Source organism: Sediminicola luteus (assembly GCF_040566555.1).
In the GTDB taxonomy this organism is placed as follows: Bacteria; Bacteroidota; Bacteroidia; order Flavobacteriales; family Flavobacteriaceae; genus Sediminicola.
On record NZ_JBEWYP010000002.1, the window covers coordinates 445369 to 461822 of the forward strand.

Here is a 16454-nt window from a genome sequence, read left to right on the forward strand (position 1 = left end):
TTAGGTGTTAATTTGAAAAGCATGAAAGTATATATATTATTACTGATATTGGTTCTTCCAACGATGGGATGTGCCCAAAGGACGGCAGATATCTCCCAATTAAAATCTATCAATTATACCGCCAGCACCCGGGGATTTTATCTGAATATTGAGATCAATGAGGAAAATATCATCGTGGAACGAAGCAGGGACAGCGATAGCTCTTCAAGCAAGCAATTGAGTGACGAAAAATGGCAGCATTTAGTTACCCTTATCTCCGAATTTGATGTCCGCAAGTTGGATAAGATGGCATCCCCATCCAAAAAGAGTGAAGTGGACGCCGCAGCAATAGCCAATCTGGAAATTGAAACCCAAAACCATCTGTATTCTTGTTCCTTTGATCATGGTAATCCTCCTGAGCCCTTAAAGCGGTTGATGGAGTACATGTTAACCTTGTCTGAAAGTATTGAATAGGTAGAAGAGTTATTGTACCTTTGGGCAAAATTTAGTTATGTCTATAAAAGAGATACAGGAAGAGATTGTAGATGAGTTTTCCATGTTCGAGGATTGGATGCAGCGTTATGAATATATGATAGAGCTGGGGAAATCCTTACCTATGATAGAGGAGCAATACAAGACCGATGACAATATCATCAAAGGCTGCCAGAGCAAAGTTTGGGTACATGCAGAATTGCAGGATGACAAACTAGTTTTTACAGCAGATAGCGATGCCATCATCACCAAAGGTATCATCGCCATTTTAATCCGTGTCTTTAGCAATCAAAAGCCAAAGGATATCATGGAGGCAGACACCCAATTTATTGATGAGATCGGCCTTAAAGAGCACTTATCGCCCACTAGGGCCAACGGTTTGGTCAGTATGATCAAACAATTGAAAATGTATGCAATAGCTTACCAAACACAATTAAGTTAAAAGGGTCCGGAAATCATCGGGTAACCCCTAAAAGGAAATAAAAATGAGCGAAGAAACAACTGTAGATACCCAAGAATTGGGTGAAAAAATAGTCAGAGTAATAAAGACCATATATGATCCGGAAATTCCTGTGGATATCTACGAATTGGGATTGATCTATGATGTCTTTGTCAATGAGGACAATGAGGTTAAAATTTTAATGACCTTAACTTCTCCGAACTGCCCCGTGGCCGAATCATTGCCTATGGAAGTCGAAGAGAAAGTAAAATCAATAGATGTTATTAAAGATGTAGAAGTAGAAATTACTTTCGATCCGCCTTGGACACAAGACCTTATGAGCGAGGAAGCCAAGTTGGAATTGGGAATGTTGTAGAAAGAAACTTTATTAAAAGCTTACCAAATGTCTGAAATAGTAAACCGAGTGGCACAAAGTGCCTTGGTCACCTTTAACCTGGAAGATCACTACCCCAAAGGGGAGCGTATTCTCTTGGATATAAAGGACTGGTTGTTTGAGGGCTTTATTTTAAGGGAAAAGGAATTTAGGGCGGCCATCAGTAGTCATAACTGGGAGCAGTATAAGGATGCTTATGTGGCCCTTACCTGTTCCACGGATGCCATTATACCTGGGTGGGCCTATATGTTGATTGCTACCGAATTGCAGCCACACGCCAAAAAAATGTTGATTGGTAACCTAGAGCAATTGGAGACTTCTCTCTATCAATCCATCATAGAAAAATTGGATCTGTCCGAGTATAAAGATAAGCCGGTCATAATTAAGGGTTGCAGTAACAAGCCTGTTCCTCCCAACGCTTATTTGTGGATCACTTCAAAAATGCAGACAGTAGCAAAAAGCGTAATGTACGGGGAAGCCTGCTCCTCGGTGCCCCTTTATAAGAGGAGGTAGAATACACATCAAGTTTGTTATAATTATCATTTCTTACCTTTGTTGTCTTAACGATAAACACTGAAAAGAATGAAAAAGATACTTATGGTCCTTGTGCTTGTTGCCGGGACAATGGGGACCTATGCCCAAACCGTGGAAGAACTTAAAGCAGAAATGAAACCGAAAAAGGATTCAGTAGCTGCCATCCAGTCCAGAATAAAGTCCATCCAGAGTAAGATTGATGCCATGCCAGGTTGGAAGATAGGAGCCTTTGGAACGATTGGAGCAACCATTTCAGAATTCAACAACTGGTATTCAAAGGGTATCCCTAATTCTTCAGCGGGGAACATTGGTTTTACCGTTAATTCCTATGCCAATTTAAAGCAGGATAAATTCTTTTGGAGAAATGCTGCCAATATTAATCTGAGCTGGGTTAAGATTGATGATACGGACGACCCAACGGATGATGATACATTTAGACAGGCCAATGATGTCTTTAACATCACATCCCTATATGGTCACAGATTGAACAAGAAGTTTGCTATCTCTACCTTAGGGGAATACAGGACCACGATCTTGAGCAACTTTAACGATCCTGGGTATTTGGATCTTGGTGTGGGTGCCACATGGACCCCAATTGATGATCTTGTAGTGGTGGTACATCCTTTAAACTACAACTTCGTATTCAGTAAGGGCGACAATGTTTTTGAATCTTCCTTGGGTGCCAAGATCGTAGCGGATTATACCAGACAGCTGGGAGATATCAGCTTTAAAACCAACCTATCCGCTTTCCAAAGTTATAAGAGTGCTGATTTCTCCAATTGGACGTGGACCAATTCCTTTGGTTATACCTTGTGGAAAATGATTGGGGTAGGGTTCGATTTTGGTTTGCGTAAGAACAAGCAAGAGGCCTTAAACTACGCCCTTAATAACCAGACCCTGCCAGATCCTACACCTACCTTTGACACGGTAGATAATAAGCTGCAGACCTATTGGATATTAGGATTGAATTATTCCTTCTAAACCATTTATACATATAAAAAAAGCCCTCTTAATAGAGGGCTTTTTTAGTTTCGTAGGGTTCGCAAACTTGGGGTTTGTCTTTGGTTAAGTACAGATTTTGGGAATCGTGCACTTTATGATTAAGTATAGTTTTATTTGGGGTATCTATCTCTTAATTACAATGTAAAGATATGGTGAAAGCACAGTATTCACTTAATTTATGTTGTGAAGGGAGTCTATTCTGTTGTGAAATAATAAACGGTTTATTTTCTCCGATGAACGGTCCGCTTTAACTTAAAATGGGTTGGGATCAGTGCGTAAATGTAAGAATTGGAGTGTAGGACTATTTCAGGAAGAAAATAGCCAATGTCTGCTTTAATTCGTATTGAATATGAACCAAAAAAAAGCCCTCTGTAAAGGGCTTTTTTGATAGTCAAGTAGGTTTGAAAAATTTAGTTTGGCTCCGATAAACTACCGGCATAATTCTTTAAAAGTTCAAGTGCAGATTTGGGAATCATAACACTTTATTGCTAAAGCGATGGTTTTATTTGGGGATAAACACTATCACTTAATTTTTAATACATCGTAAAGATATGTCTTAAGTTCCTTCTGCCTAAATTTTTGATGTGAACCTATTATAAAATGTGGTGTAACAATAAACTGTTGTTTTTTTTCGACGAACAGCACTTTTGTCCAATGGTATTTTCCGTCATTTTAGTACTCGTCCAATTGCTCTGGATACAAAAAGTTGTTATAAGGAAAACGGGTAACATGAATATCCCTTACCTCATCGTAAACCCTTTTTCTAAATTCGTCCAGATTTTCCTTGTTCAGGGCGGAGATGAATATGGCCTTGTCCCCAACCTTTTGCATCCAGGTCTTTTCCCATTCTTCCAAGGTGAAGTGTTTCTGGGTTCTTTCGGTCATTAAATCATCGTCATCGATGGTTTCGTGATGGTACTGATCTATTTTGTTAAAGACCATAATGGTTCTTTTGTCCGCACTGTCTATTTCATCCAAAATCTTGTTCACAGATTCTATATGTTCTTCAAAGGTAGGGTGGGAGATATCTACCACATGAAGTAGGAGATCTGCCTCCCTGACCTCGTCCAGGGTGCTCTTGAAACTTTCTACCAATTGGGTAGGCAGCTTGCGTATGAATCCAACGGTATCTGTTAATAGAAAAGGCAAGTTGCCAATGACCACCTTCCGAACGGTAGTGTCCAAGGTGGCAAAAAGTTTGTCCTCTGCAAACACCTCACTTTTACTGATCACATTCATCAGGGTAGATTTCCCCACGTTGGTATATCCAACCAAGGCCACCCTTACAAGTGCTCCTCTGTTACCTCTTTGGGTTTCCATCTGCCGGTCAATTTTCAGCAGTTTCTTTTTTAGAAGGGCAATACGGTCCCGTACAATACGTCTATCCGTTTCAATCTCTGTTTCCCCTGGACCTCTCATTCCAATACCCCCTTTTTGGCGCTCCAAGTGAGTCCAAAGTCCTGTCAGTCTAGGCAATAGATATTCGTATTGGGCAAGTTCTACCTGGGTACGGGCGTAACTGGTCTGGGCGCGTTGTGCGAAAATATCCAATATTAGAGAGGTCCGATCCAAGATCTTACAGCGGAGTTCCCTTTCAATATTTCGTTGTTGGCCTGGTGAAAGTTCATCATCGAAGACAACGGTACCTATGTCATTTTCTGCAACGTAGGCCTCTACTTCCAATAGCTTACCACTTCCTATATATGTTTTTGGATTTGGTACGTCTATACGTTGTACAAACCGCTTGGACACTTCCCCACCTGCGGTGTAGGTAAGAAATTCCAGTTCATCTAAATATTCCTTTACTTTTATTTCGTCCTGTTCCCTATGGATCACTCCAATAAGAACTACTTTTTCATATACAATTTCTTTCTTCTCTATCATAGGATTATATAAAGTACAAATCTAATGAATAGTTGCCAAGCGATTTTCGTATTTTTAACCCAGAACATAAAAATGAATGCTTTTTACATCTTCCAGAACAAAAACAAGTGAAAATCTGTACACGGTTGCCTTTTATAATTTGGAAAACTTGTTCGATATAAGAAGGAATGACCATATTTTGGACGAGGATTTCACCCCAAACGGAATAAAAAGTTGGACGCCAAAAAGGTACGGGAAGAAGATTGTAAACCTAGGACGGGCTATATCCAGGATAGGTGAAAAGTTCAACCAACACCCCCCAGTATTGATTGGGTTATCGGAGGTAGAGAATGAACATGTGCTCAACGACCTGTTATCTACAGAAAGTTTGTCAAAATCCGGTTATGGTTTTGTTCATTTCAATTCCCCTGATGAGAGGGGCATAGATACGGCCTTACTTTATAGAAAGAATTATTTTAAGGTGATCCAAGCCGAGCCAATACCTCTAAATGTGCATAGCCTGGAGGGCGTAGTGGATAGGACCAGGGATATTTTATATGTGCATGGAAGTTTAAATGGCGAAGAGGTACATCTTTTCATTAACCATTGGCCTTCCCGAAGAGACGGGGATGTGGCAACAGCCTATAAAAGAATCCAAGCAGCCGATACTATTAAGGACTATATGACGGAATTGGAGAAAACCCACGTGGATCCAAACTATATCGTCATGGGAGATTTTAATGATGATCCCAGTTCCGAGAGTATAAAAAAGTTGGTCACTTCCAAACAACTGTACAATCCCATGGAGAAAATGCTTACGCCTTTCCGGGGAAGCGCCCAGTACAAACGCAGGTGGAACCTGTTTGATCAGATCATAGTTTCCCATAATTTTTTTAATTACGAAAAAGGAACCCATAGTTTCGCCCATGCCAATATTTTTGATGAGCATTTTTTAAAGGAAGGAAAGGGCAAATACAAGGGCAGTCCATTGCGCACCTTTGTGGGGAACAAATACAAAGGAGGGTACAGTGACCATTTCCCGGTATACATCCAATTTAAATTCAACACATAAGCAGCCATATTTTATATAGGTAATATCCAATCCTTTCCTGCACCTTTTAGGGACTACAAAAAGACATTTTAGACTACAAAAAGTCGTAAATACGAAAACAATAGTGCATTTCATCGAAAAAAAGATGTTTTTTATCGATAATATGATGTATTGTCCTACATTTATCATCCCAATCTTAATGAACCTACTTTTATGGATACTAATATTCCTACAAGTCTCCCAACTTGTAAGCGTATTGTTCTAACGCTTACGCTACTTGCTTCCTTTCTGACTTTTGGTCAGAACAGGCAACAGGCGTTGCAAATCCAAGAGGAATATATCGGTTCCAAAATTCAGTCTTTCACTTCCGAGCTTAAAAAGGATTTTACAACTTCAAGGTCAAAAATGTTGTCCATGGCTAAGGCCAATGGATGGAAACTTTCTGAAACCTTGGAAAATGGAAATTTTGTGGAACTACAAGATGTAGGTCCAGATGGCTCCCCAATTTACTATAGTACTTTTAGCGATAATGTAAGTCAGGTTTCAAGAGCAAGTGCCTTATATAGTAACGGTAGTTTGCACCTTGATCTTTCCGGAGAAGGAATGCAGGTTGGTGTATGGGATGGTGGTGTTGCATTAGCTTCCCACCAAGAGTTCGATACAAGAGCCAATATCGGTGATGCGGGTAATACGATCAGTGCCCATGCTACCATGGTAATGGGAACCCTTATTGCTTCTGGTGTTAAAGAAAAGGCCAAAGGTGTTGCATATAAGGCCAATGCCACCACACATGACTGGTCTAGGGATAAAATTGAAGTAGCCGAAGCGGCTGCTAATGGTCTTTTGTTATCTAACCATTCTTATGGGATTAAAAGTGATAGGGTGCCAGAGTGGTATTTTGGTTCTTATATTAAGGTATCCCAAGATTGGGATAAAATAATGTTCAATGCACCTTATTACTTAATGGTAAGTGCTGCAGGTAATGCCCAGAGAATGGGTGACAATTCACAACCAATATATGGGAAGTCATCTGATGGTTTCGATTTGATGTTAGGTTTTGCTGCCTCAAAAAATGGAGTAACGGTTGCTGCTGCAGATACCAGAATTAATACTGACGGTTCCTTGGCATCGGCCACGGTAGCCAATTACAGCAATTTTGGTCCTATGGACGATAGTCGTATTAAGCCGGATATCGCTGGGGGTGGAAATAATATCTATGCTGCCAATTCTTCAAGTGCTTCAAGTTATGATACATCTTCAGGTACCTCTATGGCTACCCCGGGAATCACTGGTTCCATGTTATTGTTACAAGAATATTATGAGCGTTTAAACGCTACCTTTATGAAGGCGGCCACCTTAAAAGGGATTGTTTTGCATACTGCTGACGATGTTGATGCTCCGGGACCTGATTTTAAAATGGGATGGGGTGTTATGAATACCGCAAAAGCAGCTGAGTTGATTACCAATAAGGACTATGCCTCTATCATTTCTGAAGAAACATTAAATGATGGGGAGACCTTTTCTATTACAGTTACAGCCGATGGTAACAATCCTCTTAAAGCTTCTATCTCATGGACCGATCCTGCTGCGGAATATGTAAACAGAGGAATATTAAACGATGTAACTCCTGCCTTGGTAAACGATTTGGATATTAGGATCCTAAAAGATGGCAAGGAATTTTTGCCTTGGAAACTAAGTGCTGCGAATGCTACTGCTGCTGCTACCAAAGGTGACAATTATGTTGATCCTTTCGAGAGAGTGGAAATAGACAACGCCTCTGGAGAGTATACCATTATCGTAACCAACAAGGGAAGTCTAAAAGATCAGTCTCAAAATTTTTCCATTCTTGTTTCCGGTATCAAAACCAATGATTGTAAGATCAACGTGCCAACTGGGGTTTCTCTTGATGAAGCAACCGAAGAGGCTGTAAATGTAACTTGGAATGCACAGGTTGATGCCCTTTTTGAAATACAGTACAGAGAAATTGGTAAGGCCGATTGGAATGTTGATTATCAGTACGAGACTACCAATGCCTTAAAAGGGTTGGTGAAAGGAAAGACTTATGAAGTTAGATTGAGAACTTTTTGTAGCGCGAATGTGATGTCTGAGTTTACTTCTGAATTGGAGTTTACTTTTGACGGGGCATCGACTCAAATGGAAGAAGAAATTGTAATGGAAGAGCTTTCCATTTCTGAGCCACTGAAATTGGCCATCTATCCAAATCCTGCTGTGGAGCAAATTAGCATAGACAGTGCGGTTTCCCAAAATGCACGATTCTCTATCGTCAACACAATGGGCTTAACAGTGAAGACCGGAGAGGCCAGTCAGAGGAAAATAGATGTGGCGAATCTTGCTGCCGGACTTTATATCCTTACGGTTCAAGATTTGGAAGGCGTAAAGTCAACCAAATTCTACAAAAGCTAAACGCGGACAATATCATATTCGTCCAAAAGATCCTCATTTCTTAATCGCAGAAATACCTGTACCGTTGTGATCACATCCAGTTCACAATATTTAATTATTCTATCTATATCATTCTCCTTATAGTACACGTCCTTTACCATGCTCCCATCTATGTCTTCTTTTGGTGAAGGAATGCCTAGGACATTTGCCATTAGTTTTAGAGAGGTAAAATGCTTGTAATCGCCAAATTTCCACAACTCCATAGTATCTAAATGTGGAATTTCCCAGGGCTTTTTCCCGAACAGATCCAGTTTTGCGGGCAAATCAATACCATTAATGATCATTCTTCTGGCGATATAGGGAAAATCAAATTCCTTCCCATTATGGCCACAGAGTAAATATTTGGGATGGTTGAAATAAGAATCCAAGAGATTTTTGAATTCCTTTAAGAGGCTTTTTTCCTCCCCGTGAAAACTGGTGACCCTTAGGGTTCTGGCTTCTCCCTTATGGGTGAAGTATCCCACAGAAATACATACGATCTTGCCAAACTCGGCCCAGATGCCCGCTCTTTCATAAAATTCTTCGGCAGTAAAATCTTCTTTGCGCTGGTATTTTGATTTCAGTTCCCAGAGTTCCTGCTTTCCTCCATCAAGTTGTGAGAAAGTTTCGTGTTCAGGCACCGTTTCAATATCGAGGAACAAGATGTGTTCCAGGTTTATTTTATGCAACATCTAGTATTTTTTTAAAAAAAGAAAGGCCTTGGCGTTGTTTATTTGAACAGAATCTTTTTCCATAAAAAATCCCAATTCCGTAAAAATAAGTTCAGCTTCAATACTATCATTTTTTGCTACAAAAACCAAATCCTTGTCCCTTATCGAATTAAAATCAATATAGGAGGTCAGTCTTTTAAACCCCTCTTTCATGGGGATGGTCAGCACTTCTTTTTGATCTTCTTGCTCTATGACCAATTCTGTCTTAGTGTTGCTAAAAAGCACCTTAAACGGACCTATCGTTAAGTTTCCTCTCTCATAGTCGTTAAAGTTCAAGGCAGCAAAATGATCATAATCCGAAATGTCATAGGAATGTACCTTTTCATTCGGATCGTAATAGCTAAAGTAATTGTTTCGATGGTCCATTATATCCTCGGCATCAGGGTCCAAATAAATCCCCAAGGAGTCCAATATGCGTTCTGTGGGTAGGTAACTATATCTGGTATAAGTCTCTGTACTATCCTTAAAGGCGTTATCTATGGAGATGCCCGTTACCTCGTTTAAGAGAGGGATGGCATCCCTTTCGTTGAGGTAGATTAAAATGGATCGCAGCTGCTCGATATCTGAACCAGAAGCCATCCCCTTATTTTTTTTAATATGGGAATAGACTTTTTCAAATTGTTTTGCCTGACTGTGCTTGGATACTGTAAAGGCACCCCAAAAGCCAAAGGAGACAAACAACGCGATCAAAAATAGGGAGATGGGCAGAATGCGGAGCGACTTCTTTTTACTGAGTAATAAGTACAGGGTATTCCCTGTAATCCAAAGTGCTAGTGCAAATACAAAATATCTGTTTTCTGTTATACCGTAATCAGCGATACGTCTGATGATTGCTATAAACAGTAAAATCAACAAGGGGCTCAATAAAATGTAAAACAGGGGGTAGAAGTAATTGATGGACCAAGATTTTAAGGTTTTCTGTACCGGGTTGATCAAAACTTGGATCAGAAAGCCCAAAAAGGCCAATGCGGTTACTAAATAGGAGACCCACCCTTTAGGCAGTTCCCAAGCAACAATAATTTTAAAACTATAGGCGTAAAGAATCAAAATATAGAGCAAAGCCAAAGGAATAAGGATATAGGAAACCAGAACCTCAAGGGCCTTTTCATATTTCACCTTTGTCTGTCCCATAATATCCCTTGGAAAGTTGGCCATAAAGATCCAGCTGTTTACAATGCCGAGGCAAACGATAAAAAGCTGACCGTAACGCTTGGCATCTAGGTCATAGTCGAACAAAAATTTTACAGCCGTCATGGCCAATACCAGGCCAAGGTAAAGAATTCCCGAAAAGAATAGACTTCTGACAATTGAGGTGGCTATATTTTTTAAATAATTCCAATATGCCGGACTGTTCCATGTAAATGCAAATGGTGCGAACAAGACAAATAAATGTCCCGCTAAGAGATACAGGAAAAAACGCGTAAAGAACTTAGGATTTATGTCGAATTCAATAAAATCTGGTAATTGGATATAAAAGAGAAGCAAAAGCAGGAGGACCATAATCTTAAGCCACCACCATTTTTTTGGATTTGCGGTTTGCTCTATCAAAAATTGTGTGCCTGTAAGCCAGCTAACCCCTAGGATGAGGGTCAATACCTTGCCGCCGTGCTCTTCAAAAAGGGTAGTGGGCTGGTATTCTATAATATAAATCCCAAATAAGGTACCGAGTACTACCCAGCTTAGGGTCAGCGGAAATCTCTGGAAAGCATCCCTGGCTTTGGAAATGATTTCCTTTATTGATGGTAGGTTCATAGGTTGGTGTTTCTCTATTAAAGATACGTAATTTTGCATACGATTTTAACACAAGGCCTTAACCGTCTGTTTTGAAAAAAGGAGGTAGAGTAGATTTAAGGCAAACCGACCAGTAGGTTGGTTTTGTGTTTAAAGTATAGTGGTGAATGAATCAGGAGTAGGATTGAAAAATAGGGAATATCCGATGAACTGCATTTTTTGGGAACAGTGGGATAAAAATGGAAGCAATAACCAACTGAGTGGTCAGTTTTTTTTTAAAAAAGGGATTGTTGTTTAGCTGGACTTTCGTGTTCCAAAAGCCATTTTTTACGGTGCAATCCCCCCGCATAGCCGGTCAAGGACCCATCACTCCCAATAACCCTATGGCATGGTACTATCACCCAAAGTGGATTTTTACCATTCGCGGCAGCAACTGCCCTTATGGCTTTAGGGTCGCCCAAGGTTTTGGAGAGGTCCAAATAGGAAACCGTTTTTCCATAAGGAATTTGTTCCAGGGCCTCCCATACCTTTTTTTGGAAATCTGTTCCTTCCGGATTTAATGTTAGGCTAAACTGCGAACGCTTGCCCTCAAAGTATTCATTGAGTTGGTATACGGCATCCTCCAATTCTTCGGGAATAACATCCGTTAATTTCTCTTCGGAATCCAGAATGGTTACATTGGATAATCCGAATTCATCACCTTCCAGTTTAGCAATCCCTAATGGCGTCTTGATGAAAGCTGTTTCCATTACTTGTCTTCTTTGGTAAGGTCTTTATTCGGATTTTCTTCCTTTGCCTCATTGGCATTACTGTTGTCATCCTCTGGGTTAACGGATTTGTCGTTACTGGTTTTGGAGTTATCTGGCTTAGTATCATCTATGATACCCGATCTTTTGGCCCTTTTTTGCCAATTTTTACGTGCCAGATGTTGCAAATTCTCCGTATCATCACTTTCATCCATGATTTCAAGTCCCAACAAGGTCTCTATGACGTCTTCCATGGTGACCAACCCGCTTACGGAGCCGTATTCATCTACCACGAGGGCAATATGTGCCCTCTTGGATATAAATTGCTCAAATAGTTCAGGAATGGGCTTGTTGCGCTCCACAACCAGAATATCCCTTTTTATATCCGATAAGGGGGTGTCCCCCTCTTCATTGATAATAGCTTCCAAGACCTCATCTTTGAGGACAAAACCCGAAATGTTATCTTGGCGTTCATTATATACTGGGATTCTAGAGAACCTGAGCTTTTGGTTGGCCTCACGAAAATCTTTGATACTTATCTTTTCAGAGGCGGTTTTCATAACAGATCTTGGGGTCATAACGTCTTTGGCCACAATCTGGTCAAATTTCAAAAGGTTTTTGATCACGGTTGATTCTGACTTTTCAAAGACACCTTCCTCATGCGCAATATCGGCCATTGCAGTAAAATCTTCCCTGCTAAGAATGCTTCCATGATGCCCTTTACCGCCAATGAGTTTGGTGAATAGCTGCAAGACCCATAACAACCCCGTCCATTTGAGGCCCAAGACCATTATCTTTAATGTTTTTGCACTGAAATTCGCCAATTTTTTCCAATAGGTGGCGCCAATAGTTTTTGGAATGATCTCAGAAGCCACCAAAATTAAGATGGTCATGATGGTGGAAACGATTCCAACCATTGCTTCTTCTGTGAAAGGGATTCCGAATAGACTTTTCTCACTGCTGCCATAGAGTTCCACATAGGCAACTTTTGCCTGAACCCCCACTAAGATGGCTCCAACCGTGTGTGCAATCGTGTTAAGGGTCAAAATGGCAATTAAGGGTTGGTCAACATCCTTCTTAAGATCCTCCAGGATTATGGCGAAATGTTTCCCCTCCTTCTTTTTCACATTGACAAAGGTTGGAGTAATACTGAGAAGTACCGCCTCCAAGATGGAACATATAAATGATACAAGAATGGAGATGATGGCAAATAAAATGAGTAGGCCCATATAGTTTTTAAAATTCTAAGGTAAGCATAATCTGAAAAAGACAATAACCCTAAACAAATAGATTGTAATCCTTTCGTAATATTCAATGTTGGCCATATGAGATGTTCTCTTGAAGTAGGCTTGTTTGATCCCTAGAAATAAGCTCCAAAACTATTGCTTTTAACACTGAAAACGAAACCCTTTGGTCTATTATGCCAAATGGTATCATGAAATATTCGTGATGCCAAATGTGAAATAGTTAGTAAAGTAAAAGAAAAGGTAAATAGGTTCAAGTAATTATAATATAATAGATTACAATTTATTTAAAGAGTATCTATAAAGAAATAATAAATTATTAGTGATTATTTCAAAGGGTGGCGGGGAGACGTTTACCACCCAGTATATTTTGGGGGTTCAATGTTGTTGAGGTTGAGGTAAACGATCAGTTGACCTCTATGATGGGTCACATGATCCTGCAATAAGTTCAACATTTGAAACTTTGTTTTTTCGCCGGCGAAGAAGTCCACCTTTGTTTTTAGGTCTTCTGGTGATGAGTTTTTTATGGCTTCACCAATGAGGTCAAAACAATTGGTGAGTTCTAAAATGGTCTGCGTTTTTAAATTATTCTTCTCATCCGTTGAACCATCTGATTTTTTAAAATTGAAGTAGGTGCTCCCAAGCCATTCCATGTTCTGTTGAATATGTTTTAACTGTTCTACAAAGGTCATTTCCCTGCTGGTAGGTTTGTAGTCGTATTGTTCAAGGGGCATGGCTTGAGCAACTTCTAAAAGATAGGTTTTGGAGTTCTCCCATTTTTCTAGAAAAGCGGGAATAGTCTGGTCTTGGGAGTGTGCTTGAATTATAAAAAGACTGAAGAGTATAAAACTGAGAATTTTCATTTTGACTGTAGCGTATTGTTTATTTTTCGGTTGTAATTTACTCAAAAAAAATGCCTTTACATGATTAATGTAAAGGCATTTATATGCAATTTGGGAAGGCTATTGGCCTTATCCCATTAGTTTAACCGCGTCTTTGGCAAAATAACTGGCGATGATGTTGGCGCCCGCCCTTTTTATGGCCAAGAGTTGCTCCATCATTACGGCATCATGGTCCAACCAACCTTTTTCAGCAGCTGCCTTTACCATGGCATATTCTCCGGAAACCTGGTATACGGCTACCGGGACATCAACGGCATTTTTTATTTCACGTACAATATCCAAATAACACAATCCTGGTTTTACCATTATAATATCTGCACCTTCATCTATATCCATTTCAGTTTCCTTAATGGCTTCAAAACGGTTGGCGGGATCCATCTGGTAAGTTTTCTTATCACCAAAACCTGGGGCAGAATCCAAAGCATCCCTAAAAGGGCCATAAAAAGCACTGGCATATTTGGCACTGTAACTCATGATGCCCGTATTTACAAGACCTTCTTCTTCCAAGGCTTCACGGATGGTCAAGATTCTACCATCCATCATATCACTAGGGGCAACAAAATCAGCCCCTGCAAAGGCATGGGATATACTCATCTCTGCCAAGACTTCAGCAGTTTCATCATTGATGATCTGTCCATCTTTTACAATTCCGTCGTGACCATAAGAGGAATAAGGATCCAAAGCTACGTCTGTCATCACTAGCATGTCCGGGCAGGCGTTTTTAATGGTCTTTATGGCCCGTTGCATCAAGCCATCTGGATTTAGGGCCTCAGTGCCCTTATTGTCCTTTAAATTGTCTGGAACTTTTACAAAGAGCAAAACCGCGCCCAAGCCCATACTCCATAGCTGTTGTACTTCTTTTTCCAGATTGTCTAAACTTAACCTGAAGTAATTGGGCATAGAGGGGATTTCTTCTTTTACACCTTTTCCTTCAACTACAAAAAGGGGAACCAGAAAATCACTAGGGGTAATAATGGTTTCACGAACCAAAGTACGAATGGATTCGTTGGTTCGTAGTCTTCTATTTCGTCTTAGAGGGTACATAGTTTATGTTATTTTAGAACAGCAAAGATAAGGGAACGCTAAATGCTTATATTAGTTCTTTACTTTGATGTCGATTAATATGTTTTCTATACTTATTCTGCCAGGCCAACATACATCCAATGGCCATTTTCCCGTTCGAAGGCAGATTTTTCATGTAGGACCTCCACTTTGCCATCTTTGTAAAAATAGGCATTGAAGGTTACGGTCCCTGAGTTGTCCTTTCGAGAACCTTGAGTGGTCTCCACGATCTCCAACCTTATCCAGTTCACAGATTTTGCCCAGTTCACAATAGCCTTCTTTTCTTTTAAAGGGCGAGTGGAGGAATGATGGCTATCCATCAGGTAATCCCCATTGGCCAATACAAAGGCCGTATATCTGGATCGCATCAATTGTTCTGCCGTTACTGCATCTGAAATGTTCTGATGCGATATTTCACAACAATCGGTATATTTTTTATCGTTTCCACAAGGACAGTACATATATCGCAGTGATTAAACCCAATTTTTGGGTGATATTAAAACTTCTAGTAAACGTTCTTCTTCACTACCTTTTTCCGGGTGGTGGTCATACACCCATTGCACATGTGGCGGAAGGCTCATCAAAATGCTTTCGATGCGACCATTCGTCTTTAAGCCAAATAAAGTGCCCTTGTCATGTACCAAATTAAATTCCACATAGCGACCGCGACGTATCTCCTGCCAATCCCTTTGTTCTTTAGTAAATGGAAGGTCCTTTCTTTTTATAACAATCGGTACATAAGCCTCCAGAAAGCTATTTCCCACCTCTGTCACAAAGTTGTACCAGTCTTCCATATTCATGTCGGCTGTAGCCTTGCAATAATCAAAAAAGAGTCCGCCTACCCCTCTGGCCTCACCTCTATGCGTATTCCAGAAATAGTCATCGCACTTTTTCTTATAGGTCTCATGGAAGGTGGGGTTGTGGGCATCACAGGCCCTTTTGCATATGGCATGGAAATGTGTTGCATCCTCATCAAACAAATAATAGGGGGTAAGATCCTGTCCTCCTCCAAACCATTGGTCAACGATATTCCCTTCCTGGTCATACATTTCAAAATACCGCCAATTTGCGTGAACTGTGGGTACCATCGGATTCTTAGGGTGAAGGACCAAACTCAGGCCACAGGCAAAAAAATTGGCATCTTTCACACCAAAATAGTCTTGCATACTCTTGGGAAGTTCTCCGTGCACCCCTGAAATATTAACTCCGCCTTTTTCAAAAACATTGCCGTTTTCTATGACGCGGGTGCGACCGCCACCACCTTCGGGACGCTCCCAGATATCCTCCTTAAAAGACGCCAGACCATCTACTTCTGCCAGTTTTGAAGAAATGGTATCCTGAAGCTGAAGTATATAGGCGTAAAATTTATCCTTCATTATTTAATCTTTTAAATGAACAAGACGATCGGTATAATTACTCAAATCCTCTATGTCGCTTATCTTTTTTGAATATGGAACCATATCCTTTAACAGGGCGATTCCTTTTTCTGTTGTCGTATCCTTATGAGCTTTGAACAGATTCCTTCCCACTTGATTATTGTGAAGGTCCATGGCCCTGGCCAGATCCTTATTTGGCGAAAATTCCTCATGCCAGTCGGTGATCAATTCCGCCCAGTGAATGGCTTTATGTTCTTCCCTGGTCCATTTCCTGCATTCTACAACTATTAAATAGTTCCAAAGTGCATGTCTAAAGGCATTTGCCGCATTATTGGTATGGTGTCTTTTCCCGAAATATTTGTTGGAAAGACGTATACACTTAAACGTGGCTTTAATGGTGGGGTATGCAAACAATGGAAAACGAAGAAGCAGTTTGAAAAGGCTCCAAACATCCCTGGGTTTCACA

At 40.4% G+C, this 16454-nt stretch carries 17 protein-coding genes; 7 read left to right on the plus strand and 10 right to left on the minus strand.

Annotation, left to right across the window (positions count from 1 at the left end; all coding sequences use genetic code 11):
* The first annotated feature begins 21 nt into the window (after positions 1-21).
* From ABXZ32_RS05620 to ABXZ32_RS05640, 5 genes are all read left to right on the plus strand, one after another.
* Positions 22-453, plus strand: a complete 432-nt coding sequence (locus ABXZ32_RS05620; RefSeq protein ID WP_354617689.1) for a hypothetical protein — start codon at positions 22-24, stop codon at positions 451-453.
* 37 nt (positions 454-490) lie between these two features.
* Entirely contained in the window at positions 491-913 is a 423-nt protein-coding gene (locus ABXZ32_RS05625) for a SufE family protein (protein WP_354617690.1), read from the plus strand.
* Between the two features lie 43 nt (positions 914-956).
* On the plus strand, positions 957-1286 hold the full coding sequence (locus ABXZ32_RS05630; RefSeq protein ID WP_354617691.1) for an SUF system Fe-S cluster assembly protein: 330 nt from the start codon (positions 957-959) through the stop codon (positions 1284-1286).
* A 27-nt stretch (positions 1287-1313) separates the two neighbouring features.
* The gene (locus tag ABXZ32_RS05635) at positions 1314-1817 is read left to right on the plus strand and encodes a DUF2480 family protein (RefSeq protein ID WP_354617692.1); all 504 of its coding nucleotides are present in this window, start codon (positions 1314-1316) and stop codon (positions 1815-1817) included.
* 69 nt (positions 1818-1886) lie between these two features.
* Positions 1887-2819 carry a DUF3078 domain-containing protein gene (locus ABXZ32_RS05640; RefSeq protein ID WP_354617693.1) on the plus strand — a complete coding sequence of 311 codons (933 nt, stop codon included), beginning with the start codon at positions 1887-1889 and terminating at the stop codon, positions 2817-2819.
* A gap of 693 nt (positions 2820-3512) precedes the next feature.
* Here ABXZ32_RS05640 and hflX read toward each other — a convergent pair.
* A complete protein-coding gene (hflX, locus tag ABXZ32_RS05645; RefSeq protein WP_354617694.1) occupies positions 3513-4724 on the minus strand; it encodes a GTPase HflX in 1212 nt (403 codons plus the stop codon).
* 76 nt (positions 4725-4800) lie between these two features.
* On the opposite strand from hflX, the gene ABXZ32_RS05650 reads away from it, so the two are divergent.
* Entirely contained in the window at positions 4801-5775 is a 975-nt protein-coding gene (locus ABXZ32_RS05650) for an endonuclease/exonuclease/phosphatase family protein (RefSeq protein WP_354617695.1), read from the plus strand.
* 192 nt (positions 5776-5967) lie between these two features.
* Entirely contained in the window at positions 5968-8178 is a 2211-nt protein-coding gene (locus tag ABXZ32_RS05655; RefSeq protein WP_354617696.1) for a S8 family serine peptidase, read from the plus strand.
* On the opposite strand, the gene ABXZ32_RS05660 is transcribed toward ABXZ32_RS05655, so the two are convergent.
* From ABXZ32_RS05660 to ABXZ32_RS05700, 9 genes are all read right to left on the minus strand, one after another.
* On the minus strand, positions 8175-8888 hold the full coding sequence (locus ABXZ32_RS05660) for a 3'-5' exonuclease (RefSeq protein ID WP_354617697.1): 714 nt from the start codon (positions 8886-8888) through the stop codon (positions 8175-8177). The genes ABXZ32_RS05655 and ABXZ32_RS05660 overlap by 4 nt on opposite strands.
* Positions 8889-10679 carry a DUF4153 domain-containing protein gene (locus tag ABXZ32_RS05665; protein ID WP_354617698.1) on the minus strand — a complete coding sequence of 597 codons (1791 nt, stop codon included), beginning with the start codon at positions 10677-10679 and terminating at the stop codon, positions 8889-8891.
* Between the two features lie 254 nt (positions 10680-10933).
* A complete protein-coding gene (locus ABXZ32_RS05670) occupies positions 10934-11407 on the minus strand; it encodes a methylated-DNA--[protein]-cysteine S-methyltransferase (RefSeq protein ID WP_354617699.1) in 474 nt (157 codons plus the stop codon).
* A complete protein-coding gene (locus ABXZ32_RS05675) occupies positions 11407-12633 on the minus strand; it encodes a hemolysin family protein (protein ID WP_354617700.1) in 1227 nt (408 codons plus the stop codon). Before ABXZ32_RS05675 ends, ABXZ32_RS05670 begins: the two co-directional genes overlap by 1 nt.
* Before the next feature lie 368 nt (positions 12634-13001).
* The gene (locus tag ABXZ32_RS05680; protein WP_354617701.1) at positions 13002-13511 is read right to left on the minus strand and encodes a DinB family protein; all 510 of its coding nucleotides are present in this window, start codon (positions 13509-13511) and stop codon (positions 13002-13004) included.
* Between the two features lie 108 nt (positions 13512-13619).
* Positions 13620-14594, minus strand: coding sequence for a porphobilinogen synthase (hemB, locus tag ABXZ32_RS05685; protein WP_354617702.1), 975 nt, complete (start codon positions 14592-14594; stop codon positions 13620-13622).
* A 92-nt stretch (positions 14595-14686) separates the two neighbouring features.
* Complete coding sequence (locus tag ABXZ32_RS05690; protein WP_354617703.1) at positions 14687-15073, minus strand: YchJ family protein; 387 nt, start codon at positions 15071-15073, stop codon at positions 14687-14689.
* A 12-nt stretch (positions 15074-15085) separates the two neighbouring features.
* On the minus strand, positions 15086-15988 hold the full coding sequence (gene hemF / locus ABXZ32_RS05695) for an oxygen-dependent coproporphyrinogen oxidase (RefSeq protein ID WP_354617704.1): 903 nt from the start codon (positions 15986-15988) through the stop codon (positions 15086-15088).
* 3 nt (positions 15989-15991) lie between these two features.
* On the minus strand, positions 15992-16453 hold the full coding sequence (locus tag ABXZ32_RS05700) for a DUF6973 domain-containing protein (RefSeq protein WP_354617705.1): 462 nt from the start codon (positions 16451-16453) through the stop codon (positions 15992-15994).
* Position 16454 lies beyond the last annotated feature (1 nt).